This window comes from Streptococcus ovuberis (assembly GCF_012396585.1).
Classification (GTDB): domain Bacteria; phylum Bacillota; class Bacilli; order Lactobacillales; family Streptococcaceae; genus Streptococcus; species Streptococcus ovuberis.
Genome location: NZ_JAAXPR010000007.1, coordinates 50,410 through 77,182, shown reverse-complemented (window position 1 = coordinate 77,182; position 26,773 = coordinate 50,410). Strand labels below are relative to the sequence as shown.

The 26,773-nt window shown below is 43.9% G+C and carries 26 protein-coding genes; 7 read left to right on the top strand and 19 right to left on the bottom strand.

Annotated elements, in window-relative coordinates; all coding sequences use genetic code 11:
• Window positions 1–112: 112 nt before the first annotated feature.
• The 5 genes from HF992_RS05495 to HF992_RS05475 all read right to left on the bottom strand — a co-directional run bounded on the left by HF992_RS05495 (window position 113) and on the right by HF992_RS05475 (window position 4,785).
• A complete protein-coding gene (locus tag HF992_RS05495; protein ID WP_168549056.1) occupies window positions 113–553 on the bottom strand; it encodes a CoA-binding protein in 441 nt (146 codons plus the stop codon).
• 39 nt (window positions 554–592) lie between these two features.
• Entirely contained in the window at window positions 593–802 is a 210-nt protein-coding gene (locus HF992_RS12185; protein WP_168549055.1) for a suppressor of fused domain protein, read from the bottom strand.
• Window positions 799–1,164, bottom strand: a complete 366-nt coding sequence (locus tag HF992_RS12180) for a suppressor of fused domain protein (RefSeq protein ID WP_168549054.1) — start codon at window positions 1,162–1,164, stop codon at window positions 799–801. Before HF992_RS12180 ends, HF992_RS12185 begins: the two co-directional genes overlap by 4 nt.
• Window positions 1,165–1,178: 14 nt before the next feature.
• Window positions 1,179–3,836 carry a DNA polymerase I gene (gene polA, locus HF992_RS05480; protein ID WP_168549053.1) on the bottom strand — a complete coding sequence of 886 codons (2,658 nt, stop codon included), beginning with the start codon at window positions 3,834–3,836 and terminating at the stop codon, window positions 1,179–1,181.
• A 106-nt stretch (window positions 3,837–3,942) separates the two neighbouring features.
• Window positions 3,943–4,785 (bottom strand): DegV family protein, encoded by an 843-nt coding sequence (locus tag HF992_RS05475; protein ID WP_168549052.1) that lies wholly within the window; start codon window positions 4,783–4,785, stop codon window positions 3,943–3,945.
• 131 nt (window positions 4,786–4,916) lie between these two features.
• Here HF992_RS05475 and HF992_RS05470 point away from each other — a divergent pair, with 131 nt between their 5' ends.
• Entirely contained in the window at window positions 4,917–5,495 is a 579-nt protein-coding gene (locus HF992_RS05470) for a TetR/AcrR family transcriptional regulator (protein WP_168549051.1), read from the top strand.
• Window positions 5,496–5,635: 140 nt separating this feature from the next.
• Here HF992_RS05470 and HF992_RS05465 read toward each other — a convergent pair whose 3' ends face one another.
• Genes HF992_RS05465 through HF992_RS05455 form a run of 3 tightly spaced genes read right to left on the bottom strand, consistent with a single transcriptional unit; the run spans window position 5,636 to window position 7,989 of the window.
• Window positions 5,636–6,670, bottom strand: a complete 1,035-nt coding sequence (locus tag HF992_RS05465) for a M42 family metallopeptidase (RefSeq protein WP_168549050.1) — start codon at window positions 6,668–6,670, stop codon at window positions 5,636–5,638.
• 1 nt (window position 6,671) lies between these two features.
• A complete protein-coding gene (locus HF992_RS05460; protein WP_168549049.1) occupies window positions 6,672–7,064 on the bottom strand; it encodes a hypothetical protein in 393 nt (130 codons plus the stop codon).
• Between the two features lie 7 nt (window positions 7,065–7,071).
• Window positions 7,072–7,989, bottom strand: a complete 918-nt coding sequence (locus tag HF992_RS05455) for an aldo/keto reductase (RefSeq protein ID WP_168549048.1) — start codon at window positions 7,987–7,989, stop codon at window positions 7,072–7,074.
• A 298-nt stretch (window positions 7,990–8,287) separates the two neighbouring features.
• Between HF992_RS05455 and HF992_RS05450 the strand changes: the two genes are divergently transcribed.
• The 5 genes from HF992_RS05450 (at window position 8,288) to HF992_RS05430 (ending at window position 13,362) form a co-directional block, all read left to right on the top strand.
• Complete coding sequence (locus tag HF992_RS05450) at window positions 8,288–9,541, top strand: threonine/serine exporter family protein (RefSeq protein ID WP_168549047.1); 1,254 nt, start codon at window positions 8,288–8,290, stop codon at window positions 9,539–9,541.
• 148 nt (window positions 9,542–9,689) lie between these two features.
• Complete coding sequence (locus tag HF992_RS05445) at window positions 9,690–10,931, top strand: aminopeptidase (RefSeq protein WP_210729415.1); 1,242 nt, start codon at window positions 9,690–9,692, stop codon at window positions 10,929–10,931.
• Between the two features lie 512 nt (window positions 10,932–11,443).
• A complete protein-coding gene (locus HF992_RS05440) occupies window positions 11,444–11,977 on the top strand; it encodes a beta-class carbonic anhydrase (protein WP_210729414.1) in 534 nt (177 codons plus the stop codon).
• A 3-nt stretch (window positions 11,978–11,980) separates the two neighbouring features.
• Entirely contained in the window at window positions 11,981–12,613 is a 633-nt protein-coding gene (locus HF992_RS05435; RefSeq protein ID WP_168549044.1) for an MBL fold metallo-hydrolase, read from the top strand.
• A complete protein-coding gene (locus HF992_RS05430) occupies window positions 12,604–13,362 on the top strand; it encodes an alpha/beta hydrolase (RefSeq protein WP_168549043.1) in 759 nt (252 codons plus the stop codon). The genes HF992_RS05435 and HF992_RS05430 overlap by 10 nt, the downstream gene beginning before the upstream one ends.
• A 373-nt stretch (window positions 13,363–13,735) precedes the next feature.
• On the opposite strand, the gene HF992_RS05425 is transcribed toward HF992_RS05430, so the two are convergent.
• Together HF992_RS05425 and pcrA are read right to left on the bottom strand one after the other, a co-directional pair.
• The gene (locus HF992_RS05425) at window positions 13,736–15,016 is read right to left on the bottom strand and encodes an O-acetylhomoserine aminocarboxypropyltransferase/cysteine synthase family protein (RefSeq protein WP_168549042.1); all 1,281 of its coding nucleotides are present in this window, start codon (window positions 15,014–15,016) and stop codon (window positions 13,736–13,738) included.
• Between the two features lie 242 nt (window positions 15,017–15,258).
• Window positions 15,259–17,508: a DNA helicase PcrA gene (gene pcrA / locus HF992_RS05420; protein ID WP_425505592.1), complete on the bottom strand. Its 2,250-nt coding sequence runs from the start codon at window positions 17,506–17,508 to the stop codon at window positions 15,259–15,261.
• A gap of 376 nt (window positions 17,509–17,884) precedes the next feature.
• On the opposite strand from pcrA, the gene HF992_RS05415 reads away from it, so the two are divergent.
• Window positions 17,885–19,093 (top strand): cation diffusion facilitator family transporter, encoded by a 1,209-nt coding sequence (locus tag HF992_RS05415; RefSeq protein ID WP_168549040.1) that lies wholly within the window; start codon window positions 17,885–17,887, stop codon window positions 19,091–19,093.
• 84 nt (window positions 19,094–19,177) lie between these two features.
• On the opposite strand, the gene phoU is transcribed toward HF992_RS05415, so the two are convergent.
• The 9 genes from phoU to HF992_RS05370 form a co-directional block, all read right to left on the bottom strand.
• Entirely contained in the window at window positions 19,178–19,831 is a 654-nt protein-coding gene (gene phoU / locus HF992_RS05410; RefSeq protein WP_168549039.1) for a phosphate signaling complex protein PhoU, read from the bottom strand.
• A 12-nt stretch (window positions 19,832–19,843) separates the two neighbouring features.
• Window positions 19,844–20,602, bottom strand: a complete 759-nt coding sequence (gene pstB / locus HF992_RS05405; protein ID WP_168549038.1) for a phosphate ABC transporter ATP-binding protein PstB — start codon at window positions 20,600–20,602, stop codon at window positions 19,844–19,846.
• An 8-nt stretch (window positions 20,603–20,610) separates the two neighbouring features.
• Window positions 20,611–21,414: a phosphate ABC transporter ATP-binding protein PstB gene (gene pstB, locus HF992_RS05400; protein ID WP_168549037.1), complete on the bottom strand. Its 804-nt coding sequence runs from the start codon at window positions 21,412–21,414 to the stop codon at window positions 20,611–20,613.
• Window positions 21,415–21,594: 180 nt separating this feature from the next.
• Window positions 21,595–22,482 carry a phosphate ABC transporter permease PstA gene (pstA, locus tag HF992_RS05395; protein ID WP_168549036.1) on the bottom strand — a complete coding sequence of 296 codons (888 nt, stop codon included), beginning with the start codon at window positions 22,480–22,482 and terminating at the stop codon, window positions 21,595–21,597.
• Window positions 22,472–23,407, bottom strand: coding sequence for a phosphate ABC transporter permease subunit PstC (pstC, locus tag HF992_RS05390; RefSeq protein WP_168549035.1), 936 nt, complete (start codon window positions 23,405–23,407; stop codon window positions 22,472–22,474). Before pstC ends, pstA begins: the two co-directional genes overlap by 11 nt.
• Before the next feature lie 9 nt (window positions 23,408–23,416).
• Window positions 23,417–24,283, bottom strand: a complete 867-nt coding sequence (locus tag HF992_RS05385; RefSeq protein ID WP_168549034.1) for a phosphate ABC transporter substrate-binding protein PstS family protein — start codon at window positions 24,281–24,283, stop codon at window positions 23,417–23,419.
• A gap of 150 nt (window positions 24,284–24,433) precedes the next feature.
• Entirely contained in the window at window positions 24,434–25,744 is a 1,311-nt protein-coding gene (locus HF992_RS05380; protein ID WP_168549033.1) for an RsmF rRNA methyltransferase first C-terminal domain-containing protein, read from the bottom strand.
• Complete coding sequence (locus tag HF992_RS05375; RefSeq protein WP_168549032.1) at window positions 25,741–26,505, bottom strand: inositol monophosphatase family protein; 765 nt, start codon at window positions 26,503–26,505, stop codon at window positions 25,741–25,743. The genes HF992_RS05380 and HF992_RS05375 overlap by 4 nt, the downstream gene beginning before the upstream one ends.
• Complete coding sequence (locus tag HF992_RS05370) at window positions 26,495–26,773, bottom strand: UPF0223 family protein (RefSeq protein ID WP_168549031.1); 279 nt, start codon at window positions 26,771–26,773, stop codon at window positions 26,495–26,497. The genes HF992_RS05375 and HF992_RS05370 overlap by 11 nt, the downstream gene beginning before the upstream one ends.

The window sequence follows — 26,773 nt, the reverse complement described above, 5'->3', positions numbered from 1 at the left end:
CTAAAAACAACATTACTAAAACTAAGTATAAACAAGTTTTTAAACTTTGTCAATGATAAAAGTGGTATAGGTCACTTGAATAAAAGAAGAGTGGGCAATTTGCCCGCTCCACTTAATCGCTAGATCTTTTAAGGTTATAATATTCAACCTTGATGCAACGATTCATGACAATATCCTCTCGACCAGCCTGACGCAGAATCCTTTCTGCGTCTTGGCTCTCCAAGCCCAACTGAGCCCAGAAGACTTTGGCATCCGTCTTGATAAACGCTTCTGCCACTTCTGCTAAAAATTCGCTTCGGCGAAAGACGTTGACAATATCAATAGAAACCGGCACCTCAGAGAGGTCTCTATAGGTCATTTCACCTAGGATTTCCTGACCAGCTGCCTTTGGATTGACTGGAATAATCCGGTAACCCGCCTCTTGCATCACCTGGCTAACTTGGTAAGCAACCGTCTCTGTCCTTGGCGATAGACCAACTACTGCAATGGTCTTTGCTTGTCTTAAATAATCAAAAATTTTCTCCTGAGGAGGATTCTGAAACTGATAGGTCATGGGGTTCTCCTTTCATAAAATGTTTTTTCCAATCGTTTATCAGAATTGAATCTCTGGACGGTTTAGATCCCAGTAATCAATCTGTTGCTCTTCAAATAAATCTTGCAACTTGTCTGCTCCGTATTGCTCTACGAATTTCAATTCTTTGTCTGAAATCGGTATAGCCATAAGCCAAGTAACAGTTAGCTGGTCAAGGGTTAAATCCTCAATATCCCATAAAAACAGAGGGACAAACAACATGTGTTTCATGGATAACGTCGTATCATATTGTGACACACATTGGGATAAACGATACCAGGCGAACAGCTATGAGTTTTCATAATCACATTAAAGGCACAACTCGCTAAGATATTGGCAAACAACTCCTGTCCAGCATAAGCCACACCTATTAGTTCAACGCGTAATTCTTTGTGATTAGGTAAGTAGGTTTGAATACTATGTTGGGACAAACCGATGGTCGCATAGGTCACCCAATCTTTTTCAGGCCTATCAATCGCAGAAAAAATATCAATCCAGGATTGTTTATCATCAGTATAATAACGATTGACTTGTGGCGAACCACCCACACGATTTAATATATGATGTGCAATAACTTTTAGATGACTACGCATTGACTATCTTCTCTCTACTTCGCCTCGTACCAGTTTTCTCCTGAACTGCTATCGGCAATGAGGGGCACAGACAACTCAATGGCAGACTGCATGGTCTCGGTGACCAGTTGGCTAACAGCATCTAGCTCTGCTATTGGCACCTCAAGGACGATCTCGTCGTGCACCTGAAGGAGCATGCGTGCTTGATAGTCGCCAGCAGTCAGTGCCTGATCTAGGTTAATCATGGCAACCTTTAGGATGTCTGCAGCAGATCCCTGAATCGGTGAGTTGATGGCAGTTCGCTCAGCAAATTGGCGGATATTAAAATTGCGCGAGTTGATATCTGGCAATTCTCTGCGACGCTTGTAAATGGTCTCCACATAGCCCTTATCTCTGGCCTCCCGCACCACATTTTGCATGTAGTCCTTGATTCCTGGGTAACGCTCAAAGTAGGTGTCAATATAAGCCTTAGCCTGATGACGCAAAATCCCCAAATTATTAGCCAACCCAAAATCAGAAATCCCGTAAACAATCCCAAAGTTAACTGCCTTGGCATTCCGACGATCATTTGGTGTCACGTCTTCTGGCTGATCAATGCCAAAGACCCTCATGGCTGTTGAGGTGTGGATATCCAACCCATCCTTGAAGGCCTGAATCAAATGCTGGTCTTGCGAAATATGAGCTAGCACCCGAAGCTCAATTTGTGAGTAATCCGAGGCTAAAAGGACGCTGTTAGGCATAGACGGCACAAAGGCCTTGCGAATTAGCCTTCCTTGTTCTAAGCGGATAGGGATATTTTGCAGGTTAGGTTCTGTTGAGGAGAGTCGTCCGGTCTGGGTCAAATCCTGGACATAGCGCGTGTGAATTTTATGGTCTACAGTAATATAATCCTGAAGGCCGATGACATAGGTCGATTGTAGCTTGGCAATCTGGCGATAGTCCAAAATCTTAGCCACAATTGGCGATAGGGGAGCCAGGCGTTCCAGAACATCAACGGCAGTGGAGTAACCTGTCTTGGTTTTCTTAGTCATTTCAACTGGCAGGCCTAACTTCTCAAAGAGAATCACCCCCAGTTGCTTAGGCGAGTTGATATTGAAAGCTTCTCCTGCCAGGTCATGAATTTCAGCCGTCAGGCTTTCCAGGACCACTTCATTTTCTGCCTGCATAGCCAGCAAGGTCTCTTTCTCCACCCGAATACCCGCTATCTCCATCTTAGCTAGAACATTCGCTAGAGGCTGCTCCATCTCCAGAAGTAGGTCTAATTGTTGGTGTTCAACCAAGCGCTCTACCATAACGGTTTCAGTGTCGATTAAAACCTTTACCTTTTGAGCTAAATGGCTGAGCAAAATAGCTGTTTCAGGAACCGCACGCTTGACGCCCTTGCCATAGACCAATTCATCTGCCGCAAGCTGTCCCTGACCATAAAGCTGATCAATGGTAGACAAGGTATTGTCCTCAATCGTTGAAAGTAAATATTTTGCCAAACGACTGTCAAAAGCAGGCGCAGGTAAGTCAATCCCATAGCGACTTAGGAGGACTTTGAGCCGTTTAAAGTCATAGGTTTTCAGGGCTGTCTTTTCCAAAAATCCCCTAAGAACGGAAGACTGCAAGAGACTGTCTCCTTGGCTAACATAAATCTTCTCCTTGTCTCCCCAAGCCAGACCAATCACAGGCTCAACATGGTAATTATCATTGAGGATTTCCAGATAATAAAAGTGATTGGAATCAAGCATGGCTTCTGTCACTTTTGTTACTTGTTCAAAGGCGATTTCTTGACGTGCAGGGGAGGCTTCTGGTTGTACTGAGACTATCTGGGCTTTTAGCTGCTTAAACCCCATCTCATCGTAGAACTGTCCCAAGGCCTCAAGATTCTGAGGACCGGTATAAGCAATATCTGCTAAATCAATGGCAATCGGAGCCTTGGTATCAATGGTCGCTAATGTCTTGGATAAAAAGGCTTGATCTTGATCATTGACCAAATTTTCCTTCATCTTAGAAGGCTTCATCTGGTCAATATTGGCATAGATGCCTTCCAGGCTACCATACTCGTGAAGCAACTTGAGCCCTGTCTTTTCTCCGATTTTGGTTACCCCAGGGATATTATCAGAGGCATCTCCCATAAGCGCTTTGAGGTCGATAAACTGACTCGGTGTGATTCCCATTTTTTCCATCAGATAGGCCGGAGTGAAGGTCTCAAATTCAGCCACACCTTTTTTCGAAATTTCAACTTTGGTATGGACATCTGCCAGCTGAATCAAATCTTTATCACCAGAAACCACCGTTATCTCAAAAGCCTGATTAGCCTGCTCTGCCTTTTTAGCCATTGTTCCAATAATATCATCAGCCTCATACTGTTCCAGTTCATAGTGCCTTATGCCTAAGACATCTAACTGCTGGCGGATAAAAGGAAACTGTTCACGGAACTCATCAGGGGTCTTGGCACGGCCACCCTTGTAGTCGGCATACATGGCAGTCCGAAAAGTAGTTTTACCAGCATCAAAGGCCACCAAAACATGGCTAGGCTTTAGGCGCTCCAAGAGGTGGTTAAGCATAAGGTGAAACCCATAAATCGCATTAGTATGAAGACCGGTCGGACTTTTAAAACGATCAATTTGGTGGTAAAGGGCAAAAAAAGCTCGAAAGGCTACCGATGAGCCGTCAATCAATAAAAGTTTTTGTGTCATATTTTCCATATACCCATTATAGCACATCTCTTGCCTTTCTAATTATTTAGGCTATCATGAGATTTTGGAAACAAAAAACTGACTGCCACTCAGTGAGGACTGTCAGTCTGATGTGTTAAATTTCATAGCCAATCAAGAGGCCGCCTTCTTCTGCATAGAAGGAACAAAGACCAGATGTTGGGAGAACCACGATTTCTGCTGCTGGAAATTGGCTATGTATCAAGTCTGAAAACTGCTCAACAAACTTCTCGTTATTGCGATGACCAATGACAACCTTGCCTCCCTTGTAACCAGCTTTTAGAAACTCTTCATAAGCAGTGCTAACAGACTTCTTGTGCCCGCGTGCCTTTTGGAGCATTTCAAGAGTTCCTTCATCACTAGCCTGACCGACCAATCGAATATTGAGAAGTCCGATAACAGTCCCTAATACCTTGCTCAGACGACCGTTTTTAACCAAGTTGTCTACCTTTGCTAAAACAAAGAGCAACTTGGTTTTCTCTTGATAAGCTGTTATAGCTGTCGCTACTTCTTCAAACGACAAGCCTTGGGCAATCAATCGATTTAGCTCTAAGACCAGTAGGTCCACTTCACCCCCAGCAGATTTGGAGTCAATCAAATGAATCTGAGCTTCTGGATGTTCTTCCTTATACATGTCAGCAGCAACACGGGCTGCATTGAAGCTACCAGACAGAGTCCCTGTGATAGTAACCACAAAAATCTTATCCGCTCCTTGATAGGATTGCAAGTAAGCTTCTGTACTTGGACAGGCTGAGGATGCTGGCTTAGAAGAGGCATACATAACCTCCATCATTTCATCGATATCTAGATTCTCATCATCTACAAAAATCCGGTCTTCCACTTGAATTGTCAAGGGAACACGTTGATAGCTAGCGTCCGGTGCTAGATTTTCTATAGATTTTAACTCGCTAGATGAGTCGGCAATAATTTTCCAAGACATAGGTTTACCTTTTTCTATTTTAGATGATTTTAGTTTGACATTTAGGGTCTTTATCATTAAAATTATATCATGTCCGAAGATTTTTGGACAGTAGAAACTACTGTTGATGTCACAAAAGAAAGGGAAGTGTCATGCCTGATCAAAAAACACCGCAAAAATCGACACAGCACCTCCAAGCTTTTAACAAAGAGGCCAATCAGTTGACACGCGAATCGCTTGAAACAGCTCTGCTATTTCTCTTAGAAAAAAAAGAGCTTGCCAAGATTTCTGTATCCGAACTGGTCCAAAAAGCTGGGGTCTCCCGCAATGCCTTCTACCGCAACTACCAGTCCAAGGAACAGCTTTTAGAAGAGATATTTGAAAAGGTGATTCGCCGTATCTTCAAGGAAATGCGGACCAACTCTAAAAAACAGGGGCAGGATAATTCCTGGCTGACCCTCTTTAAGGAAGCCAAAAAAGAAGCCAAGCTCTTTCAAATCGCCTTCCGCTATAATTTTGAAAAGCGACTGAGTACCATGCTGTCTGAATTTTTAAGCGGTAAAGAGGAAGCTAGTACGTCTAGCGAGGAAGTTAAAGAAACAGATTATACCAACTCCTTTTGGAGTTCTGCTATTGTCGCTACCCTAGCCAAATGGGTGTCAGATGGCATGAAGATTTCTGAGGAGAAAATGGCAAATTTAGGCCTTCCCTTCTTCAGTAAGAAAAAATAAAAACCATTAGTCCCTCACTAAGCAAGGCACTAGCTCCCTGTTGTCCGCTTGAGTGCTGACGCCGACATACATCAAAAGGATTGGATCCCTAATATCAAGGGCCCAATCCTTTTTAGGTAGTAGAATGATTAAGGCTAAAATTATTCCAGCATCTCACTCTTGAGGTAAGCATCCACCAAACGCTCTGTCGCATCAACCGAATCAATATGGGTCCGTTCATAAGAATGACTGGACTCAATTCCAGCTCCCAAAAGAGCATGGCGCACATCTGCCCCCGCCCGCATAGCAGCTGAGGCATCGCTCCCATAGTAAGGGTAAATGTCTAACTGATAAGGGATGCCGTTACTTTCACAAAGGGATACTAAATGCTGGCGAAGCTCATAGTGGTAAGGGCCTGAACCGTCCTTAACGCAGATGGAGACAGTGTATTCATCTGTCTGCTGATCATCGCCCATCGCCCCCATATCAACCGCCAGGTACTCGACCACCTTGGCATCAATATTAGAATTGCCACCATAGCCGATTTCTTCATTGTTTGAGAAATAAAAATGAGTGGTATAAGGCAGTTCAACACCTTCTTCTTGATAGGTTTTTAATAGATGGAGCATGATGGCTGCGCTGACCTTATCATCCAAATGCCGACTCTTAATAAAGCCATTTTCAGTCACGATAGTCCGGGGATCAAAGGAGATGAAATCACCGACTTGGATGCCCAATGCACGTGTCTCTTCCGCATTGGTCACTCTCTCATCCAAGCGAACTTCCATGTTGGTTTGATTTCGTTCAGCAGTCCCTGCATCACGATAAACATGGACACTGGTTTGATGCATGAGAATGGTTCCTGAAATGGTCTGTCCAGTCTTTGCAACATGGATGGTGCAATTTTCCCCTTCAATGGCATTGTAGACAAAGCCTCCGACCAGATCCATCTTGAGACGGCCATCTGATTTGATAGCACGCACCATGGCTCCCAAGGTGTCTAGGTGGGCTGTGATAAATCGGTGTTGGTTATCATTCTGCCCCTTAACCGTCACCAAAACACCACCCTTGGGTGTCTGGACGGGATCATAACCAAATTTTTGAGTTTCAGTCACAACGTAGTTCATGATTTCTTTAGTAAATCCTGTCGGTGACGGGGTTGTTGTTAATCGTGTAATATAGTCAATCGTGTTCATCTTACTCCTTCTTTGAAAAATACTTGTCAAAAATTGCTTGACACCAGCCGATCCATTTTACCTCGTAAAGGTCCTGCGGTAAACGTCTTGTGGCCAAGTCAGCAATAGATACGATTCTTTTTTCCTTAGTGGCTTCAACACAAAAACGGTAAAAGTCCCAGTTCCAGTCCTCCTCCTCCAGAATAACTGGAAGAGCTTCTAGTCCCTTCTGATAAGCCACAAATAGTCTTGAATGGCCATCTACCACAATCCATTGCCCATCCAAGTACTTGACCGCAATAGGCTCAAATCCGGCCAAATCTTGGGGATTGAACCAAACTTCAATAGCTTGAAGTTTAGCCTCAGATAGGTAAAATTGACTGGGCTGTAGGTTTAAAATGGGGAAGTTTTTCATTCGGAGACTATGGCAAGAAGTTGCCAGCTGACAAGTAAAGCTTGTACCATTCTTCGCGGGTCAAATGAATGTCACATGCTTTAGCGATATTTTTCAGGCGCTCAGGTTTCATGGAGCCAATAATGGCCTGCATTTTAGCAGGATGACGCAAAATCCAAGCAATGGCAATCGCTTCTGGAGAGACTCCTTTTTCATTGGCCAATTCTTCCAGAGTCTTATTTAACGCCTCATAATCAGGATGACCAAAGAAAGTTCCCTTATCAAGACTAATCAAGAATGGCGACCAGGTTTGGATAGTGATGTTTTTCAGGCGGCAATACTCTAACACGCCACCATCACGGTTCACACCACCTTCAGTCAACATGTTAACCTGCAATCCCGCATCAATCATCGGCGTATGAGCGAGGCTCAGTTGTAACTGGTTGGCTAACAAGGGCTCATCCAGATAGCTTTGAAGAAGTTCGATTTGATAGGGATTGACATTGCTAAGCCCAAAATGACGAACCTTGCCGCTTGCCTTGAGCGCTTTGAAAGCTTCTGCGACTTCTTCAGGCTCAAATAGCGTATCAGGACGATGGAGCACCAAAACATCTAAGTAATCCGTTTGCAAACGTTCCAAAATCCCATCTACCGACTGCAAAATATAATCTTTTGAAAAGTCAAAGAAGCCACGACGAATCCCACATTTGGACTGCAAGATGATAGCTTCGCGCTTGATGCCTAGCTCCTTAATAGCCTGACCAAAAATCCTTTCGGACTGACCACCACCATAAATATCTGCATGGTCAAAGAAATTGATGCCCAAATCCAGGCTGGTCTGGATAACTTCTTTTGCAGCTTCCAAATCCAGGCCAGCCATGCGCATACATCCTAAAGATAAGCGAGACACCCGAAGGTCAGATGGTCCAAGAGTTATTTTTTCCATTTTCTTCTCCTTTTGCTGTGAGAGTGATTTCTTTCATTTTAACATAAAAAAAGGCAAAAGGCAGTTGTTAATCAATATTTAGGGGTATTTTGATGACACTAACAGCAAATGACCTCAATGAGAATTCTGTTTTACTAATAGCCTGTCTAACCTGACTTTGATTCGTAAAACGGCGTTTTAGATTCAAATCGCCCATTAATACGTCGTTCAAAGCACTTAGGAAAGGCTCCGTTGTTCTTACTTCCTCTTGAAATGGTAGCCCTGAGGGCGTATAATAGAGACAGTAAAGGAAGATTCTATGAAACAAAGTCAAACCTATTCAGAGATGGATACTATCCTCAGAGCTGGCCGCATTTTGGTGGAGTCTGGAGCAGAAATCTACCGTGTCGAAGAAACCATGAGTAAGATGGCAACAGCTCTCGGCCTCCAACAATTTGATTCTTATGTGATCAACAGAGCTATTGTGGCCTCCGCCTTGAACGGCAAAGGGTTTTCAGAAGCACGAACTACGACGGTCCCAGAGACCAGTATTAACCTCGGAAAATTAGAGGCAGTCAACGCTCTTTCGCGGCGTATGGCGGAGACTGGCAAGGCCTCGCTAGTCGAGGTAGACTGGGCCTTGCGGAAAATCGAAACTCAGCAAGATTATGATTTCTGGCAGGTTGTCGCTGCCTATTTTGTTGGGGCAGGAGGCTTTTCTCTTGCTCTTGGAAGCAGTGGGATGGATTCTCTTGCTTCTGCTTTGACAGGTGGTCTTCTAGGTGTTTTGCTTCAGCTCATCTCTCCCTATATTCAGACCAAGTTCTTGCTCAATATCTTCGGGGCTAGTGTGGTCTCTTTGTCTGCTAATCTACTCTATTTTTGGGGTCTGGGAGAACACCGTAGTTTGATTATCTTGGGAACCTTGATGGTCTTGATTCCTGGGGCCTTCTTTGTCAATGCTATCCGAGAATTTTCTCAAAACAATTATTTCACAGGTCTAGCTCTGTCTATGTCAGCCCTTTTGACCTGTATATCTATTTCAGTTGGAGTTGCCGTTACTATTGGCTTCTTGCCCTTCGCAGAGCAGATGACTAGCAGTTTTTCGCTCACTGAGCTATCCCTATCTGGCTTACTGATCCAAACCTTGGCTGCCGGGGTTGGTACAATCGCTTTTGCCATCCTCTACCATACCCCATGGCTGTATTGCCTGGATTTGGGAATGTTAGGAGGGGCTACCTGGGGATTGTACCGCACTCTATGGTATCACTTTCATATCGAAGCTCTGGCCATTTTCATTCCAGCATTGATGGTGGTCTTTATGTCTCGGATTTTAGCGATTAAAAGACAAAGTCCCGCAACCATTTTTCTGTCAACCAGTATGTTTCCTTTAATTCCTGGACTCAGTTTTTATCGGGCGGTCTATTTCTTCATTACAGGTTCAGATGAGCTAGCCATAGACCATATCCGCAACAGTTTTATCACTGCCTTCACTATTACCATTGCGATCGCTATAGTCCAACAACTCCCGTTGAGGCGCTGGATTACTCACTCGATTAAGAAACAAGCGTAAACACTCTCCTCCTCTTTTGGAAGGGAGTCTTTTTTTAGGGCATTCGGACTATAACAAATTTTATATAGTCAATTTCTGAAAATAAAGTCATTTTATGGTAGAATAGACAGTATCTTATTGAATAAATGGGCCATGCCCAAAGAAGGAGATGACTATGTCACACATTGATGCACGTTTACATAAATACGCTCAAGTAATTACCCAAGTTGGTGCGAATGTTCAACCAGGCCAACGGGTTTGGATCAACTGCACCACAGATGCCCTTCCCCTGATTCGCTTGATTGTCGAAGAAGCTTACAAGCTAGGTGCTGCAGATGTTCATGTTAAAATGACAGATGACCGCATAGCACGCCTTAGTGCTGAATACCAACCAATCGACTACTTCTCAGAAGTTCCACAATACGCTGTTGACGAGCGTAATTTCTACTTAGATGACAACGTTGTCTTCATTCATATTGTTTCGTCTGCGCCAGACCTCATGGCTGGTATTGATTCTGATAAGTTGACTGCTCGCGCAAAAGCCATCGGTGAAAGCTTCCAGTACTACCGCTCACGCACTATGACGGATAAAAACTCATGGACCATTGCTGCCTACCCTTCTCCAGGCTGGGCTAAGTTGGTTTTCCCAGATGAAACGGATGAAGAAACAGCGGTTGCTAAATTATTGGATGCCATGCTGGAAGCAACTCGAATCAATGTCCCAGACCCTGTGACAGAATGGAAAGAGCACCGTGCGCGTCTAACCGAAAAAGCAAGCTATCTCAACCAGAAACACTACAAGGCTCTTCACTACACAGCTGAAGGAACGGATTTGACCATCGGATTGCCGAAAACCCATCTCTGGGTAGCTGCTGGTGCACACAATGAAAAAGGCGCTGCCTTCATTCCAAACATGCCAACTGAAGAAGTCTTCACAGCGGCTGAGAAAACTGCCGTGAACGGTTATGTTTCCAACAAAAAACCACTCTCTTACAACGGAACAATTATTGATAACTTCAAACTCCACTTCAAGGATGGTGCTGTCGTTGATTTTGAATGTGAACAAGGGTACGATGTCTTGAAGGGCTTGATTGAGCACGATGAAGGCTCGCGTTACCTCGGCGAAGTTGCCCTCGTGCCACATGACTCTCCAATCTCCAACTCAGGCCTGCTCTTCTTCAATACGCTCTATGATGAAAATGCAGCCAATCACGTTGCCTTAGGTGCTGCTTACCCTACTAATATTGAAGGAGGCGGTGATATGACGGCTGAAGAAATTGCAGCTGCAGGCATCAACTACTCTACAGCCCACGTGGATTTCATGATTGGTTGTGCAGACATGTCTATTGATGGTATCCTCGAAGATGGTACCCGCGAACCCGTCTTCCGCAATGGTAATTGGGCCTTTTAAACTGCTAGCCAGTCAGTCCTGTTGGTAAAGCTATCATAAGTCCCCTAACAACACCTATGCCCGTCAGCTAAGCATTTGACTAGCCACTTCCAAGCTTTATAACCGAAAACTTGGGAGTGGCTATTTTGGTTATCCTACTAAAAATAGAAACAGGTTAGATGGCAGTTTGCACTGTCTCTCTAGTAACCATCGTCACAATCATGTGTTGCATAATTGCCTACTTGTTATCTACTAAGGAGATAACTGATTGAGCTTCAGCTCTTTTTAGATCAATTCGGTTATATGTAAAACTGTTAATTTAGCTTAGAGCAACTACCACAGCAAGGGATCTGGGTATAAAATAGGTCACATTTTGCAGACGCTTTCCAAAGACTGCTAACTTTACCATTCTGCTGGATATTTCTGTTAGAGACTGGACCAGCAAGTCTATTCCTCCATTCAATCAATACCCTACTGCAAAGGAGCATCAATTGTCGTTACTAGCTGAAATACTTTCTTATAATGAGAAGTTTGTGGAACAAGAACTCTTCTTGACCTATACCAAACCTGAAAAAACGAGAGACCTAAATGTCGTTGTGGTCACCTGTATGGATGACCGTTTAGTGGAGTTAGCTCATAAAGCCCTTAACTTAACTAGCGGAGAGGCTAAAATAATTAAAAATGCTGGTGCCCTAATCAGTCATCCCTTTGGTTCAGTGATGCGTAGCTTAATTGTAGCCGTTTATGAACTCAAAGCTGATGAAATTATCATTATGGGCCACAAAGATTGTGGCATGAGCAAGGTCAACACTGAAAAAATGATTCATAGTATGTTGGATAGAGGGATTAACCGAAAAGATCTTGATTTGATTCAATATACAGGCATCGACTTTGAGCGCTGGCTTCGTGGGTTCAGCGACGTGTTCCAATCCGTCAAACACGATGTCAACTTGGTCAAAAATCATCCCCTGCTACCTTCTGATGTTCCGGTTCATGGACTGGTTATTGATCCAGAAACAGGTGCTCTCGATTTAGTTGTTGATGGTTACCAAAATGTGAAAGGATAAGATATGAATATCATCAAAATTGTCAACGAAGTTGCTGGAGAAAATACCTATATTTTAGAAAATGAGACCCATCTGCTCATCGTTGATCCAGGCAGTGATTGGGCAAAAATTTCTAGTAAGTTACAAGAGCTTGGAAAACCATTAGCAGCTATTCTGCTCACTCACACCCATTATGACCATATCATGAGTGTCGATCTTGTGCGTGATCATTTCAACCAACCACCTGTTTATGTGGCTAAGGAAGAAGCTGATTGGCTATTCACTCCTGAGCTCAACCTTTCTGCCCTTCCGAGACACGATGACATGCAAAATGTCATATTAAGACCTGCTGAAAAGATCTTTGAGCTCCATAAGCCCTACCAGATGGAAGGGTTTGCATTTGAAGTCCGCCCAACACCTGGACATTCTATCGGAGGTGTTTCCTTTGTCTTTGATCAGGAGGCATTGGTGATTACTGGTGACGCCCTCTTTAAGGGCAGTATCGGTCGGACAGATCTCTACACTGGTGACCTTAATCTGTTAAAAGCAGGCATTCAAACAGAACTCTTCACCCTTCCGAATGACTATGTCGTCCATCCTGGACACGGTCAAAGTACTACGATCGGTTACGAAAAGGCCTTTAACCCATGGCTTTAAGAGAGAATTTTTCAAAAAAAGCACGAAAATGGGGTCTAATCTTGGTGAGCCTCTTTTTGAGCCTGTTACTAATTGGGTATGCTTATCTGATCATAAAAACCTATCGTCCCACAGCCTTAGCTTATGAGAGCCTTGAAACAGCTCAAGAACAAACGACTAGCTATAGCTATTTTGAACCTAAGCAAGCCAACACAGAGAAACAACCGCTAATCTTTTATGGAGGTGGACTAGTGGATAGCCAGTCCTACAGCTATTTAGCCCATCAACTAGCGGATCAGGGCTATCCTGTTTACCTACTCCACTCTCCCCTCAATCTTCCAATTTTGGGACAGGACCAAGCTCTTGATTTGATTGAAGAAAAAAATCTGCATTCTGTCTATCTAATTGGCCATTCTCTTGGTGGTGTTGTAGCATCTGGAGATGCTTTAGAAGGCCATCCAGATATCTCAGGCCTAATCTTACTCGCCAGTTACCCCGCCTCGAGCGTTGACTTATCAAAAACTGAGGACCTAGCTGTTCTCTCTATAACTGCCAGTCAGGACAAGGTGCTCAACTGGCAACAGTATGAAAAAAGCAAACCCCAACTCCCACCCAAGACCAGCTATATGACTATAGAAGGTGGCAATCATAGTGGTTTTGGCCTTTATGGACAGCAATCTGGAGATGGGCAGGCAACAATTACTCCACAAGAACAGCAAGAATGGGTCAGTCAGGAAATTCATCGCTTTATCCAAAACTCTCTTCACTAATCGCACTATTTTCTAAGTATTTAATAGTCTTTTCAATTTGGATTTTTCCATCTAAGGGCAAGTGCCTTTGTAACTGCTGAGCAAGACAATCACTAGCTTAGAAAAAGAGTGATAACTGAACCATTAGCATAAAAAACAACAAACACGCTTTAGCGTCTCTTGAACGTACCCAAGATGATACCAAAGCGTGTTTTTTTGTGGCGTTTATTCTAAGTGACAATCAAAATCTGAGTGAGATGGTGGTCATCAAGCAACGATTTTGTCAGTACTGCAGCAGCTAAAAAAGCGTTGAAGTAGTCGTTAGACTCAGGTTTTAAGCTTAAATAAATAGCAGTGTGTCGGTGAGCCATCTCCTGTCAATCAACTAGTTTCCTTAAATCTTCTCTAATGCTAAGCGAAAATCTTCAATCAAATCCTCTATGTTTTCTAGGCCTACTGAGATACGGATTTGATTTTGGGTGATGCCTGCAGCTCGCAAAGCTTCTTCGTCCATCTGGCCGTGCGTCGTTGTCGCTGGGTGGATGACCAGTGACTTGGCATCTGCTACATTAGCTAGGTCTGAGAAGATCTCTAAGTGATCTATCACCTGGCAGGCAGCCTCTGCTCCTCCCTTCACCTGAACTGTAAAAATAGAGCTGGCACCTTTTGGTAAATATTTTTGTGCCCTCTGGTAATAAGGACTAGAAGGAAGACTGGCATAGTTCACAGACTCAATCTTAGGATGATTTTCCAAGAAACTGGCTAGTTTCTTAGCATTGTCAACATGGCGCTCCACACGAAGGGAAAGGGTTTCTAAGCCCTGCAAAAGCAAGAAAGCATTAAACGGCGATAAACAAGCCCCTGTATCTCTCAACAGCTGAGTTCTGACAGCTGTTATGAAGGCAGCCTTCCCAACATCGCGTGTGTAGCTTAAATTATGGTAAGTCGGATCCTCATTGACAAACTGGGTAAATTTTCCAGATGCTTCCCAATCGAATTGTCCCGAATCAACGATGATCCCCCCAATAGATGTCCCATGCCCACCAATAAATTTAGTTGCCGAATGGATGGCAATATCCACCCCATGTGTGAAAACATTAATCAGGTAAGGAGTTGCAAAGGTATTGTCAACTACCAACGGAATCTGATGCCCATGAGCAATTTCTGCCAAGCGCTCAAGATCTGCTACATTGCCTAAAGGATTACCAATGGTCTCTGCAAAGATGAATTTCGTATTCTCTTGAATAGCTGCTGTAACCGCCTCAAAATCATCAATATCCACAAAAGTCGTTGTAATGCCATATCTTGGCAAAGTGACATGAAACAGGTTATGGTTGCCGCCATAGATGGTGCTTGATGCCACGATATGATCACCAGCATGGGCTAAGGCCAAGGCTGTATAGGTAATAGCTGCCATCCCAGACGAAGTTGCAAGGGCTCCGACACCACCTTCTAAAATTGCCAAACGCTCTTCTAAAACAGCTGTAGTCGGGTTGGTGATACGCGTATAGATATTAGCTGGCTGGCGCAGGGCAAAAATATCCTCAGCATCTTGAGCACTGTCAAAAACAAAAGAAGTCGTCTGGTAAATGGGAACAGCCCTTGACTTAGTGGTTGGGTCAATCGGCTGACCAGCATGCAATTGTAAGGTTTCAAAATGAAATTGTCGCGTCATAAAACACTCCTCAAGATTTATTTTTTATTAGTGTAGTCCTTTTCACCTCTTTTGTCCAATAGTCTTTCTATTTAGGCCAAGATAGTTTTTGACTATAAGAGAAAAAACGGCTTGTCATGCCATCAGCAACTAGAACCAATCGCCTATTTTGGGGATTTTCATCAATCAGAACCTCCCGCTAAACATAGAATAACCCACCATGATGAAACTACCATCACGGTGGGCAACACGACTCTTTGCACTTATTTCTTCTCAATTGGAGCAACACTGGCTAAGAGTTTTTTGAGACCAACTTCTGGAAAATTGATCTTCAACTCTTGTGCTTGACCACTGCCTGATACTTCAAGGACAATGCCCTCTCCCCATTTTCTATGGTGTACAGTATCACCAATTTGCCAATCGACGCTGGATGTCGTATGAGACTTGGCGGGGATATATGGTCTCTGAGGAGAAGCTTGTGCCTTTCGACTTTGAAGGGCTTGAGAGAGACTCATCCCTTGGCCAAACTTAGAGGCTCTGCCATCAACATAGGCGGCCTTAAAGCTGACTTGTTCTGGCCGAGCTAATCCTTGATAGTCCAGCAAATCGTTAGAAATTTCAATTAAGAACCGGCTAGGGCGGTTGTAGTTCGTGCGTCCAAATAGAAGGCGAGAATTGGCATTGGTCAGGTACAGGCGTTGCTCGGCTCTTGTAATCCCGACATAAGCAAGGCGTCGCTCTTCTTCCAGCTCATCCTCATCTTCTTTAGCACGGCTGAGTGGAAAGACATCCTCTTCCATCCCTACCACGAAAACAATGGGGAATTCCAACCCTTTGGCAGCATGTAAGGTCATCAAGGTTACCTCATCCGACTCCACCTCACCATCATCAGTATCCGCAATCAGTGCTAAGTCATTGAGAAAACGACTCAGTTTGTCCAGACCACTCTCTTCTGCTGAACCTTCCGACACCTGTTTTTCATCAAAGTTCTTGGTCACAGAGAGAAATTCTTGAATATTCTCCAGACGATTTTCGCTTTCTGGTGTCTGTTGAATGGCTAGAGCTTGTGCATAGCCCGTCAGATTCAAAACCATTTCCACTAATTCCGTTACAGTCGTCTGGTCCAATTTTTGACGCAAGTTGGCTAAAACAGTTGCTAGTTCGTATACTGCTCCTGCAGCCTTACCCTTTATTGGTGATAGTAAAATGTTTTGACCAGCTTCCAAAAGAGAAACGCCCTCCTGATTGGCAAAATGGCGGAGCTTATCAAGTGTTCCAGGTCCAACACCACGTTTGGGTTCGTTAATGATGCGTTCAAAGCTGAGATTGTCAGCAGGATTGGCTATGATATTGAGATAGGCAATAACATCCCTAATTTCTTTACGGGAGTAGAACTTGGTTCCACCAACCATGGTGTAGGAGATATTCGATTTGAGCAGGGCTTCTTCCACTGTCCGTGACTGGGCATTGGTTCGGTAAAGCACCGCAAAATCCCGATACCGAAACCCTTGCTCCCTTATCAGACCATCAATGGTTCGCGCAATGTAGACCGCCTCGTCTTGCTCATCATTGGCGCGGTAGTAGGTAATGGCTTCTCCTTCTGGATTCTGAGTCCATAATTTCTTAGGTCTACGCTGACGGTTGTTTTGAATCACCTCGTTAGCTGCCTGTAGAATAGTCTTGGTTGACCGGTAATTTTCCTCCAAGAGCACCACCTTAGCTTCTGGGTAGTCCTTTTCAAAATCGAGGATATTTTGCATATCCGCTCCCCGCCAGCCATAGATCGATTGGTCCGCATCTCCGACCACGCAGATATTTTTGAATCGCGAAGCCAAGAGTTTGACCAGCTGGTATTGGGCATGGTTGGTATCTTGGTACTCATCGACATGAATGTACTGGTAGCGTTGTTGATAATAAGTCAAGACATCTGGATGCTGATCAAAAAGACGTAGCGTCAGCATGATTAAATCGTCAAAATCCACCGCTTCGGATTGGCGAAGTTCTTGCTGGTAAGCCTTATAGCACTTAGCCACTATCTGCGTGTAGATATCGCCAGCCAGATTCTCATAAGCGACTTCATCAATCAGGTCATTTTTGGCGTTGGAAATGGTTCCCAAAATAGAGCGTTCACTCCATTTCTTGGGATCCAGATTGAGATTCTTTAAAATCCGCTTCATCAGCGTGCGTTGTTCACCTGGATCAACAATAGTGAAATTGCGATTATAACCTATATGGTCTGCATCACGTCTCAAAATGCGCACACACATGGAGTGAAAAGTCGCAATCAAACTATCCTGTGTTGCGGGATTAAGGGCCATAGCACGTTCTTTCATCTCACGCGCAGCTTTATTCGTAAAGGTAATGGCCAAAATATTCCAAGGATTAACCATCTTTTCATCGATTAAGTAGGCAATCCGATGGGTTAAGACCCGCGTCTTACCAGACCCTGCACCAGCCATGATTAAGAGCGGGCCTTCTGTTGTCTGCACTGCTTCTGCTTGTCTGTCGTTCATACCTTTGAGTAAAGAATGCATATCGTCTCACTTTCTGTTCTAACCGTTCCATTATACCATAAAATACTCGTCTATAGGTGCTTTAATCTTAGACACTCAAAAAGAGAAAATCCTTTTTTCTTGCCCTCTTTCGTGTAACATCCTGTTGGACGGCGATCATTTCTGCACTAGTTTGAGTGGCTAGAGCATAAGGCCTATAACTTGATATAGATTTTAGGTTTTCTGCCTATTCTGACGTTCTGTCGGTCCGTTCTCAGAAAGAAGTAAGCTCCCCTCCCTATGTAAACTGACCCATCCAGATGACTGACCTAGAAGATTTGAAAAAATGCCTTATCTTAGTTATAATAAGAAGACACTATCCTAGAAAGAATCGTCTATGAACCAAGCTGCCACTAATCTTAAACTTGCTGAGCGCGGTGCCCTGATAGGTATCATCGCCTATATTCTACTATCGATTATTAAAATCACCGCAGGCAATCTGTTTCATTCTGCTTCTTTGATGGCAGATGGTTTTAATAATATGAGCGATATACTGGCCAATCTTGCGGTTTTAATCGGTCTCAGGCTAGCCAGACGACCAGCTGATACCGATCACAAATTCGGTCACTGGAAAATCGAAGACCTAGCCAGCCTAGTCACTTCCTTTTTAATGTTTGCCGTTGGGTTTGACGTCCTTTTCAAGACGGTCCAAGGCTTATTTCGCGCTCAGTCAGTTCCTGTAGACCCTCTAGGGGCCTGGGTCAGTATCTTTTCAGCCTTAATCATGTTTAGTGTTTACTATTACAATAACAAACTGGCCAAAAAGGTTCATTCTAAAGCATTGAGAGCTGCAGCAAAAGATAATCTTTCCGATGCCCTGACCTCTATCGGAGCCAGTGTTGCCATCCTAGCTTCTGCCTACAATCTGCCAATCATCGATAAAGTGGCTGCTATTGTGATTACCGGTCTGATTCTAAAAACCGCCTATGGTATTTTCATGGAATCTTATTTTACCCTATCAGATGGTTTTGATGAACAGCTTCTGGCCAAGTACAGCCAAGATATTCTCCTTCTTCCCAAAATTTCATCTGTTAAAGCGATTCGTGGCCGAAGCTACGGGAGCAATATTTACTTAGACATCGTGCTTGAAATGCATCCTGATCTTTCCGTTTATGAGAGTCACGAGGTCACCGAACAAGTCGAAGACCTTCTCAAAATCAAATATGGGGTATTTGACATTGACATTCATGTTGAACCACTCATCATTGATGAGGACGAAGTTATAGAGAATGTCTTTAACAAACTTTACCGCTTTGAATCCTACATCCTAACAGAAGAAGACCAGTGGCAAAATCTCCTATCAAAATACTTAACAGTCATTAATGCTCAAGGGAATGAATTAGACTACCAGTCCTTTCTAACGCATAAGCCAAAAACGTCCGAGGCAATTCGGCACTTTCACATGACACCTATCAGTCAAAAGAGCATGCTGATTCATTATAAATTAGCTCAAAATGCCCACACTTCACTCTGGCGTCGTCATGAAGATTGGAAACTGGTCTTTCACCAAGTCACCCCTATCCCGACAGACAAAGAAACCACCTAGCGGTAAAACTGGGTGGTTATTTTTCGTTAGTTTTCTAAAATCACAGATCCTCTGTTACTCGTCTAGTCTTCTTAGGAAACGGCTTTATAGCTCGATGATCTTACCAGTCTTCAAGTAAACCACCCACTCACAAATGTTAGTGGCATAATCCCCGATCCGTTCAAGATAGGTCAAGACTTGGAAATAATCCTTTCCTGCAATGATAGCTTCTGGATTTTCCTTAATTTGCTCAATCGCTAAGGCTTGAATTCTATTGTAATGTTCGTCAATGTCCTTATCTGAAGCCGCAATTTCCCGAGCCTTTTCATCGTCACCTTTAATATAAGCATGCATGGTTTCTTCAACCATAAGCTTAACGGCGCGACCCATTTTGCTGATTTCTTCTTCCACATCCTTCAAGCGAACTTCACCCTTCATTCGGATAGTTGCCTGAGCAATAGACAAAGCATGGTCCCCCATTCGCTCCACATCACTTGAGGCCTTCAAAACGGTGATAACCGTCCGAAGGTCATGGGCTACAGGCTGTTGAAGAGCAATGATTTCCAGAGATTTCTTTTCAAGCTTTAATTCATAGTTATTGACAATTTCATCTTTTTCGATGATTTCCTGAGCCAATTCACGGTCATGACTGACAAAAGCACGAACCGTACGATTGATTTGGGCAAGGACCTCTGTCCCCATGGCATAAAACTGATTGTGCAGCTTATCTAGTTCTTCTTCAAATTGTGTTCTCAACATAGCAGTCTCCTTTTAACCAAATTTACCAGTAATATAGTCTTCTGTTTCCTTGTTTTGTGGGTTAAGGAACATTTTACGCGTCTCACCGTATTCAACCAATTTTCCATCCAGAAAGAAGCCGGTACGGTCTGAAATCCGTGATGCTTGTTGCATAGAACGCGTCACCAAAAGAAGGGTGTAGTCCTTCTTCAATTCATAAAGTGTTTCCTCAATTTTACCTGCCGAAATAGGGTCAAGGGCAGAAGTCGGTTCATCTAAGAGAATGAGCGTCGGACTGGTTGCCAAAACGCGTGCCACACAAATCCGTTGTTGCTGACCGCCAGATAATCCGACAGCTGAATCATTGAGACGGTCCTTCACTTCTTCCCAAATGGAAGCCCCTTTGAGAGAGCGTTCCACCACTTCATCTAAGACGTTTTTATCCTTGATGCCCTTTAAACGCAACCCATAGACCACATTTTCATAAATGGTCATCGGGAAGGGATTCGGCTGTTGAAAAACCATCCCAATTTCCTTGCGGAGTTCCACTGTATCAGTTCGAGGACTGTAAACATTGTGGCCATTGTAGGTCACAGAACCTGTCACTGTCGCTTCTGGATTGAGATCATTCATCCGGTTGATTGAACGCAGGAGTGTTGACTTTCCTGATCCAGATGGGCCAATAAGGGCTGTAATTTCATTGGCTTGAAAGTCCATTGAGACATTGTCCAGGGCCTTTTTCTTTCGGTAATAAACCGAGAGGTCTCTCACACTTAAAATAGATTCTGACATGATTCCTCCTATCCGAAACGGCCTGTGACATAGTCAGTAGTAGACTGAAGTTTAGCATTTTGGAAGACATTGATGGTCTTGTCGTATTCGATTAAATCTCCCAAGTAGAAAAAAGCCGTGTAGTCGCTAGCCCGTGCCGCTTGTTGCATGTTGTGGGTCACGATGATGATGGTGTAATTCTTCTTTAAGTCTAACATCGTCTCTTCCAGCTGCATTGTTGAAATAGGATCCAACGCTGAAGCTGGCTCATCCATCAATAAAATATCCGGCTTAACGGCAATAGCGCGCGCAATACAAAGCCGCTGTTGCTGGCCACCCGAGAGCGTGAAGGCAGATTTGTGAAGATCATCCTTCACCTGATCCCAAAGGGCCGCTTGTTTAAGAGATGTTTCCACGATTTCATCTAAGAATTGCTTATCCTTCACACCCGACCGCTCATAAGCAAAGGTGATATTTTTGTAAATGGACTTAGCAAATGGATTTGGTCTCTGAAAAACCATGCCGATATGCTTTCTTACTTCATAGACATTCATATCAGGACGGTTGACATCAATCCCCTCGTAGAGAATATTCCCCGTTACCTTAGCGATGTCAATGGTGTCATTCATCCGGTTAAGGCTACGGAGGTAAGTCGATTTACCACATCCAGACGGTCCGATTAAAGCCGTAATTTTATTTTTTTCAAATTGCATATCAATGCCCTTAATAGCCTCCTTAGGCCCATAATAGACATGGAGGTCTTTGGTTTCAAGAGCTACCTTCTCCTCTGGGAAAGTAATGATATGCCGTTCATTCCAATTGTAATCCGCCATTAGTTCTCCTTTTTTTGAAGAGGAATGGGAAAGAAGACTACACATGGTTTAGTCCACAATCCATCCCTATCTACTGATTCGGTCTCAGTTGCTTTTCTATTGAGCAGTCGGACCGGCCAATTCCTATCATTTTCTTACTAGCTACTTCTAAAAATTGGCATTATACTCAGCCCATAATTGCTATTCAGCTGAGGTTAGTTTTTTGTACAACGTCTGACCGATGTAACGTGCAGAAATGTTGAAAATCAAGATAAAAATCAAGAGGACGGCTGCACTTCCTGCAGAAACCTGAACAGCATCTGGGATCGTTCCTTCACTATTAACTTTCCAGATATGGACCGCTAAGGTTTCAGCCTGACGGAAAATAGAAATCGGACTAGTGACACTGAGGATATTCCAGTTAGACCAATCGAGTGCTGGCGCAGATTGACCAGCGGTATAGATCAAAGCCGCTGCTTCGCCAAAGATACGCCCTGAAGCTAGAACGATCCCTGTGACAATCCCTGGTAGAGCTTCTGGAATAACCACATGCAAGACGGTCTCCCAACGCGACAGCCCCAAAGCTAGCCCTGCTTCCCGTTGGGTATGATGGACGTTGCGCAAGCTATCTTCCACCGTACGCGTCATCTGAGGAAGGTTGAAAACGGTCAGTGCTAGGGCACCTGAAATAATGGAAAAGCCATATTGAAACTGGACAACGAAGATTAGATAGCCAAAGAGACCCACTACCACTGATGGCAAAGAGGACAAGATTTCAATACAAGTTCTGATAAAGTTTGTCAAAGGCCCTTTTTTGGCATATTCAGACAGATAGATTCCTGCTCCCATTGAAATAGGAATAGAAATAATCAGGGTCACAACTAGCAGAAAGAACGAATTGTACAGTTGAATCCCAATTCCACCGCCTGCCTGATAAGAAGAGGAAGGACTCGTCAAGAAGGACCAACTGATGTGCGGAATCCCTCTTGCCAAAATAAAGAGAATCAAAGAGGTAAGAATAGTAACAATGATGGTCGCAATACTGTAGAGTACCCATGTTGCTAATTTATCTATTTTTTTAGCGTGCATAATTTTTCTTACCCTCTCTCGTAATCAATTTCATCACCATATTAAACGCCAAACTCATAAAGAGCAAGACTAAAGCCAATGACCAAAGCACATTGTTTTGGACGGTTCCCATAACCGTATTACCAATCCCCATAGTCAAAACAGAGGTCAGAGTTGCTGCTGGTGTCGTCAACGAAGTCGGAATGACCGCCGAGTTACCGACTACCATCTGGATGGCCAAGGCTTCTCCGAAAGCACGAGCCATCCCAAAAATAACTGCCGTAAAAATGCCTGGGCGCGCCGCGTTTAAGATGACACGCCAAATCGTCTGCCAACGGGTCGCCCCCATAGCTAGGCTCGCTTCTTTATAATGGCGTGGCACAGCTCGCAGACTATCAACTGTCATGAAGGTCACTGTTGGCAAAATCATGACAAAGAGCACAAAGACCCCTGACAAGATGCCGAATCCTGTGCCTCCAAAGATAGAACGAACAAAAGGGACAACTACCTGCAAACCAATAAAGCCATAGACGACCGACGGAATTCCGACCAAAAGCTCAATCACCGGTTGTAGGATTTTGGCACCGTATTTAGGTGAAACTTCTGTCATAAAGACGGCCGCCCCAATCGCAAAGGGAGTAGCAACAATGGCCGATAAAATCGTCACAATAAAAGATCCCATGATCATCGGAAGCGCTCCAAGATAAGGTTGACCATTCGCATCCTTTACGCCTGGTTGCCATTGACTACCAAACAGGAAATCAAAAGGGTTCACCTTATTAACAAAGAAAGTAGATAGTCCTTTTTGAGCCACAAAAATCAAAATCATGGCTACTATAAAAACAATCAATGTTAAACAGAAGAACGTAATGCTTTTTCCAAACTTCTCCAGACGGGAATTTTTAGATGGAGTGGTCAACTGTTTGGCTAATTCTTGATTTTTCATCTCTACTCCTTACTTTGGTGTTACCTGACCATCAGCTGTCTTTTCGACCTTCATGTCATCGATCGAAATATAGCCCATAGTTGGCACGATTCCTTTTTGAACGTCTTCGCTCAGTATGTATTCCATGAATTCTTGAGTTAAACTATCGATTTCTTTTTGCGTATACATATGCTCATAAGACCACAGTGGCCAATTGTTAGTCGTGACATTCTCAGCAGTCGCTTCAAAGCCGTTCAACTTCAAGCTTTTAACCGAATCGTCTACATAGGCAAAAGCCAAATAAGAAATCGCTCCTGGCGTTTGCGCAACGATGGACTTAACCATCCCGTTTGAGTCTTGCTCCTGGCTCTGCTTAGCGGCCATACCACCCATAATAACCGAATCAAAGGTTTCACGAGACCCTGAACTCGTGGCACGGTTAATAATGGAAATCTCAAGGTCTTCTCCACCTAGTTCTTTCCAGTTAGTAATCTCACCTGTGAAAATCTTTTTTAACTCTTCTGTTGTCAAATCGTCAACTGTCACTTTACTATTAACGATAACAGCCATTCCTGCCACAGCAACTTGATGATCTACAAGGGCAGACGCATCAATCCCTTCCTTTTCCTCGGCAAAAAGGTCACTGTTTCCAATCTGAACAGCACCAGACTGAACCTGGGATAAACCCGTTCCGGAACCACCCCCTTGAACGTTAATGGTTTTACCAATATTGTCCTGACCAAATTCATAGGCCGCTGCTTCAACCAAAGGTTGAAGGGCTGTCGACCCTACAGCAGTAATGGATTCACCACGGTCAATCCAGCTAGCACAAGCTGTCATGCTGAAGCTAGCCAATCCCAATACGACCAGTCGTCCGAATTGAAGTCGTTTTTTCACTTTTTTCTCCTTTTTAGAGTAACTTTTATGGCTATTTGTCTTCCTAAATCACTTTAACCGTTATCCTTTTTCAGATTAAATCGAATTAGGGGCTTTCAACCAAATTCTCTCTTTCCACTATAACATAGATAACCCCATTTTGAAAGTAGTTTATTTCATCCTGAGGCCTTTTGGAAAGTAGTTTTTGAGTATCCCGCTGACCCACTTAGCAAAGCCTAGCCCATTCCCTTCCACAACTACTTGATACCAGCCATTAGGAAGGTCTAGAGCTAGAGAAAGGGCCTCTCCCGAGATGTAGCGGGTAAAATCATCAGAGGATAGTTCAATGGTTTTTGATACCTCATCAGGTCTCAACGCCAGTCCTAATGCAAAGCTCGGCTCAAAACGCTTGGTTTTAAAGGTTCCCAAATGCAGACCATTACGCGCAATCTTCAGCTTAGACAAATCAGGCAACCCTTCGGGCAAAAGGTAAAGTTCCTCCCCAAACACCTGTAGCAATCCCGTGATTGACACGTTCAGGTGCTCTTTGGCAAAGGCTTGCCAGTAAGCAAGCTGTTCTCTAGTAAGGTTGGATTTGCCCGACCTTAGCTCGGTAGGCTCCTGAACGGGTCTTTGGTCTCGGAACTTAGCAACAAACTGCCCCTCTCCCTTAAACCGATGGGGATACATCCGAGCCGTTTGGGGCTGATGGATCCCTGTCGTCATGCCATTTAGGTGTTGAATTGGAACCAAGTCAAGGTAGTCCGTTTGGCTTAATAGCCATTCCACTACTTCTTCATTCTCTTCAGGTGACCAGGTACAGGTGGAGTAGACAAGACTTCCTCCTGGCGCTAACATGGTCAAGGCAGAACTCAAAATCTCTCTTTGCAGACTAGCACACTGGGCAGGATAAGCCTCTGACCAATACTGGACAGCTTCTGGATCCTTTCGAAACATCCCTTCTCCCGAGCAAGGCGCATCTAGGACGATCAAATCAAAATAAGCTGGGAAAACCTTGGCCAAGCGTTCCGGAGATTCATTGGTCACCACAACATTACGCGCCCCAAAGCGCTCAATGTTCTCCACCAAAATCTTACTCCGCTTCTTGCTGATTTCGTTTGAGACTAAGACACCTGTATTGTCCAAATAGCTGAGCAAGTGCGTTGACTTTCCACCTGGTGCTGCTGCTAAATCCAAGACCTTCATTCCTTTTTGGGGCGCAGCAATTTGCCCAACAACTTGTGCCGCAGGCTCCTGAGAGTAAACAAGACCTGTTACATGCTCAATGGATTTCCCTAATACCTTACCGTAATATGACCAAGGCATCTGATCGATTTTCTCGGCAAACTCTTTCTTCTTAGCCTTCAAAGGATTGATTCGAAAGCCTGAAACAGGAGGTTTGTCAAAACTCTCCAAAAAAGCTTGGGCCTCATCTCCAAGCAATTGTGTGTATTTATCAATAAAGGATTGCGGTAACGTCACCTTGAATTCTCCAAAATTTCTATTATCCTATCACATTGGCTGGCAGGAACCATCATCACATACTGGCGGTCACTAAAATTAAGTTCTTCTACAAGCCCGATCGTCACATAACCTAGGCGTTCTCCCATGATTTTTGCAGCAGCATAATCCCAAGGACTAATATGGGAAATATAGCCTAAGAGCTGACCCGATAAGACCTTGGCCATACTGATCGTTGCTGAACCATAGGTCCGAATCCCCAAAACCTGATCAACTAGACCAGCTAAGCCCTGAATGTTATGGCGATACATGCCTGGGTTGATTGCCAAAAGGGATTGGTTTAACGGTTTCTTCTGATAGGCAGCTAAGCGGTGGTCATTGCAAAAAACATCAAACTGTCCACCACCGTAAAATAACTCCCCTGCCATGACATCGTATATCAAGCCAAATTGCCCCACACCATCTTCAAAATAAGCCAGTGAAATAGCAAAATCACACTTTTGAGCCACAAAGTTATTAGTACCATCGATGGGATCAATCACCCAAACCGATCCTTTATCAATGGGTTGCTTGTAATCCTCTTCCTCTGCCAAAAAATGATCCGCCGGATACTGGCTTAAAATCTCCGATATCAGAAAATCTTGGACTTTTCTGTCCATATCCGTAACCAAATCTGTGAAATCCGTTTTTTCTGTGATTTCTAAGGGCTGGTCCATGCCAGCCTTCAAAAATTCTCCCGCTGACCAGACTAGGGACTTGGCAAAATCAAATTTAGTTTCCAAGGCGGATTTTCCCCCTTCCCTGTTCTCTCGCTAGTTGCACCACCCGGTAGGTCGAATAGCCACTCACAGCTTCAAAGTCACGGTCAATCTGACGTTCTTCTCCCTTGCTTGGAACAACGGTTTTAAAGAGACGATAGGCTTCTAGGAGCTTTGTAGCTTCTACCCCACCTTCATAGGCGGCTTCAACCTGGTTTAAAAAAGAAAGCACTGAGGTCATCTCATCAGTGCTCCACAACAAATTTAAAGGATAGGAATACTGCTTATCCAT

Coding starts and splice junctions, on each gene's coding strand:
- HF992_RS05495 (WP_168549056.1), bottom strand. CDS start 553: ATGACCTATCAGTTTCAGAATCCTCCTCAGGAGAAAATTTTTGATTAT.
- HF992_RS12185 (WP_168549055.1), bottom strand. CDS start 802: ATGAAACACATGTTGTTTGTCCCTCTGTTTTTATGGGATATTGAGGAT.
- HF992_RS12180 (WP_168549054.1), bottom strand. CDS start 1,164: ATGCGTAGTCATCTAAAAGTTATTGCACATCATATATTAAATCGTGTG.
- polA (WP_168549053.1), bottom strand. CDS start 3,836: ATGGAAAATATGACACAAAAACTTTTATTGATTGACGGCTCATCGGTA.
- HF992_RS05475 (WP_168549052.1), bottom strand. CDS start 4,785: ATGTCTTGGAAAATTATTGCCGACTCATCTAGCGAGTTAAAATCTATA.
- HF992_RS05470 (WP_168549051.1), top strand. CDS start 4,917: ATGCCTGATCAAAAAACACCGCAAAAATCGACACAGCACCTCCAAGCT.
- HF992_RS05465 (WP_168549050.1), bottom strand. CDS start 6,670: ATGAACACGATTGACTATATTACACGATTAACAACAACCCCGTCACCG.
- HF992_RS05460 (WP_168549049.1), bottom strand. CDS start 7,064: ATGAAAAACTTCCCCATTTTAAACCTACAGCCCAGTCAATTTTACCTA.
- HF992_RS05455 (WP_168549048.1), bottom strand. CDS start 7,989: ATGGAAAAAATAACTCTTGGACCATCTGACCTTCGGGTGTCTCGCTTA.
- HF992_RS05450 (WP_168549047.1), top strand. CDS start 8,288: ATGAAACAAAGTCAAACCTATTCAGAGATGGATACTATCCTCAGAGCT.
- HF992_RS05445 (WP_210729415.1), top strand. CDS start 9,690: ATGACTATGTCACACATTGATGCACGTTTACATAAATACGCTCAAGTA.
- HF992_RS05435 (WP_168549044.1), top strand. CDS start 11,981: ATGAATATCATCAAAATTGTCAACGAAGTTGCTGGAGAAAATACCTAT.
- HF992_RS05430 (WP_168549043.1), top strand. CDS start 12,604: ATGGCTTTAAGAGAGAATTTTTCAAAAAAAGCACGAAAATGGGGTCTA.
- HF992_RS05425 (WP_168549042.1), bottom strand. CDS start 15,016: ATGACGCGACAATTTCATTTTGAAACCTTACAATTGCATGCTGGTCAG.
- pcrA (WP_425505592.1), bottom strand. CDS start 17,508: ATGAACGACAGACAAGCAGAAGCAGTGCAGACAACAGAAGGCCCGCTC.
- HF992_RS05415 (WP_168549040.1), top strand. CDS start 17,885: ATGAACCAAGCTGCCACTAATCTTAAACTTGCTGAGCGCGGTGCCCTG.
- phoU (WP_168549039.1), bottom strand. CDS start 19,831: ATGTTGAGAACACAATTTGAAGAAGAACTAGATAAGCTGCACAATCAG.
- pstB (WP_168549038.1), bottom strand. CDS start 20,602: ATGTCAGAATCTATTTTAAGTGTGAGAGACCTCTCGGTTTATTACCGA.
- pstB (WP_168549037.1), bottom strand. CDS start 21,414: ATGGCGGATTACAATTGGAATGAACGGCATATCATTACTTTCCCAGAG.
- pstA (WP_168549036.1), bottom strand. CDS start 22,482: ATGCACGCTAAAAAAATAGATAAATTAGCAACATGGGTACTCTACAGT.
- pstC (WP_168549035.1), bottom strand. CDS start 23,407: ATGAAAAATCAAGAATTAGCCAAACAGTTGACCACTCCATCTAAAAAT.
- HF992_RS05370 (WP_168549031.1), bottom strand. CDS start 26,773: ATGGATAAGCAGTATTCCTATCCTTTAAATTTGTTGTGGAGCACTGAT.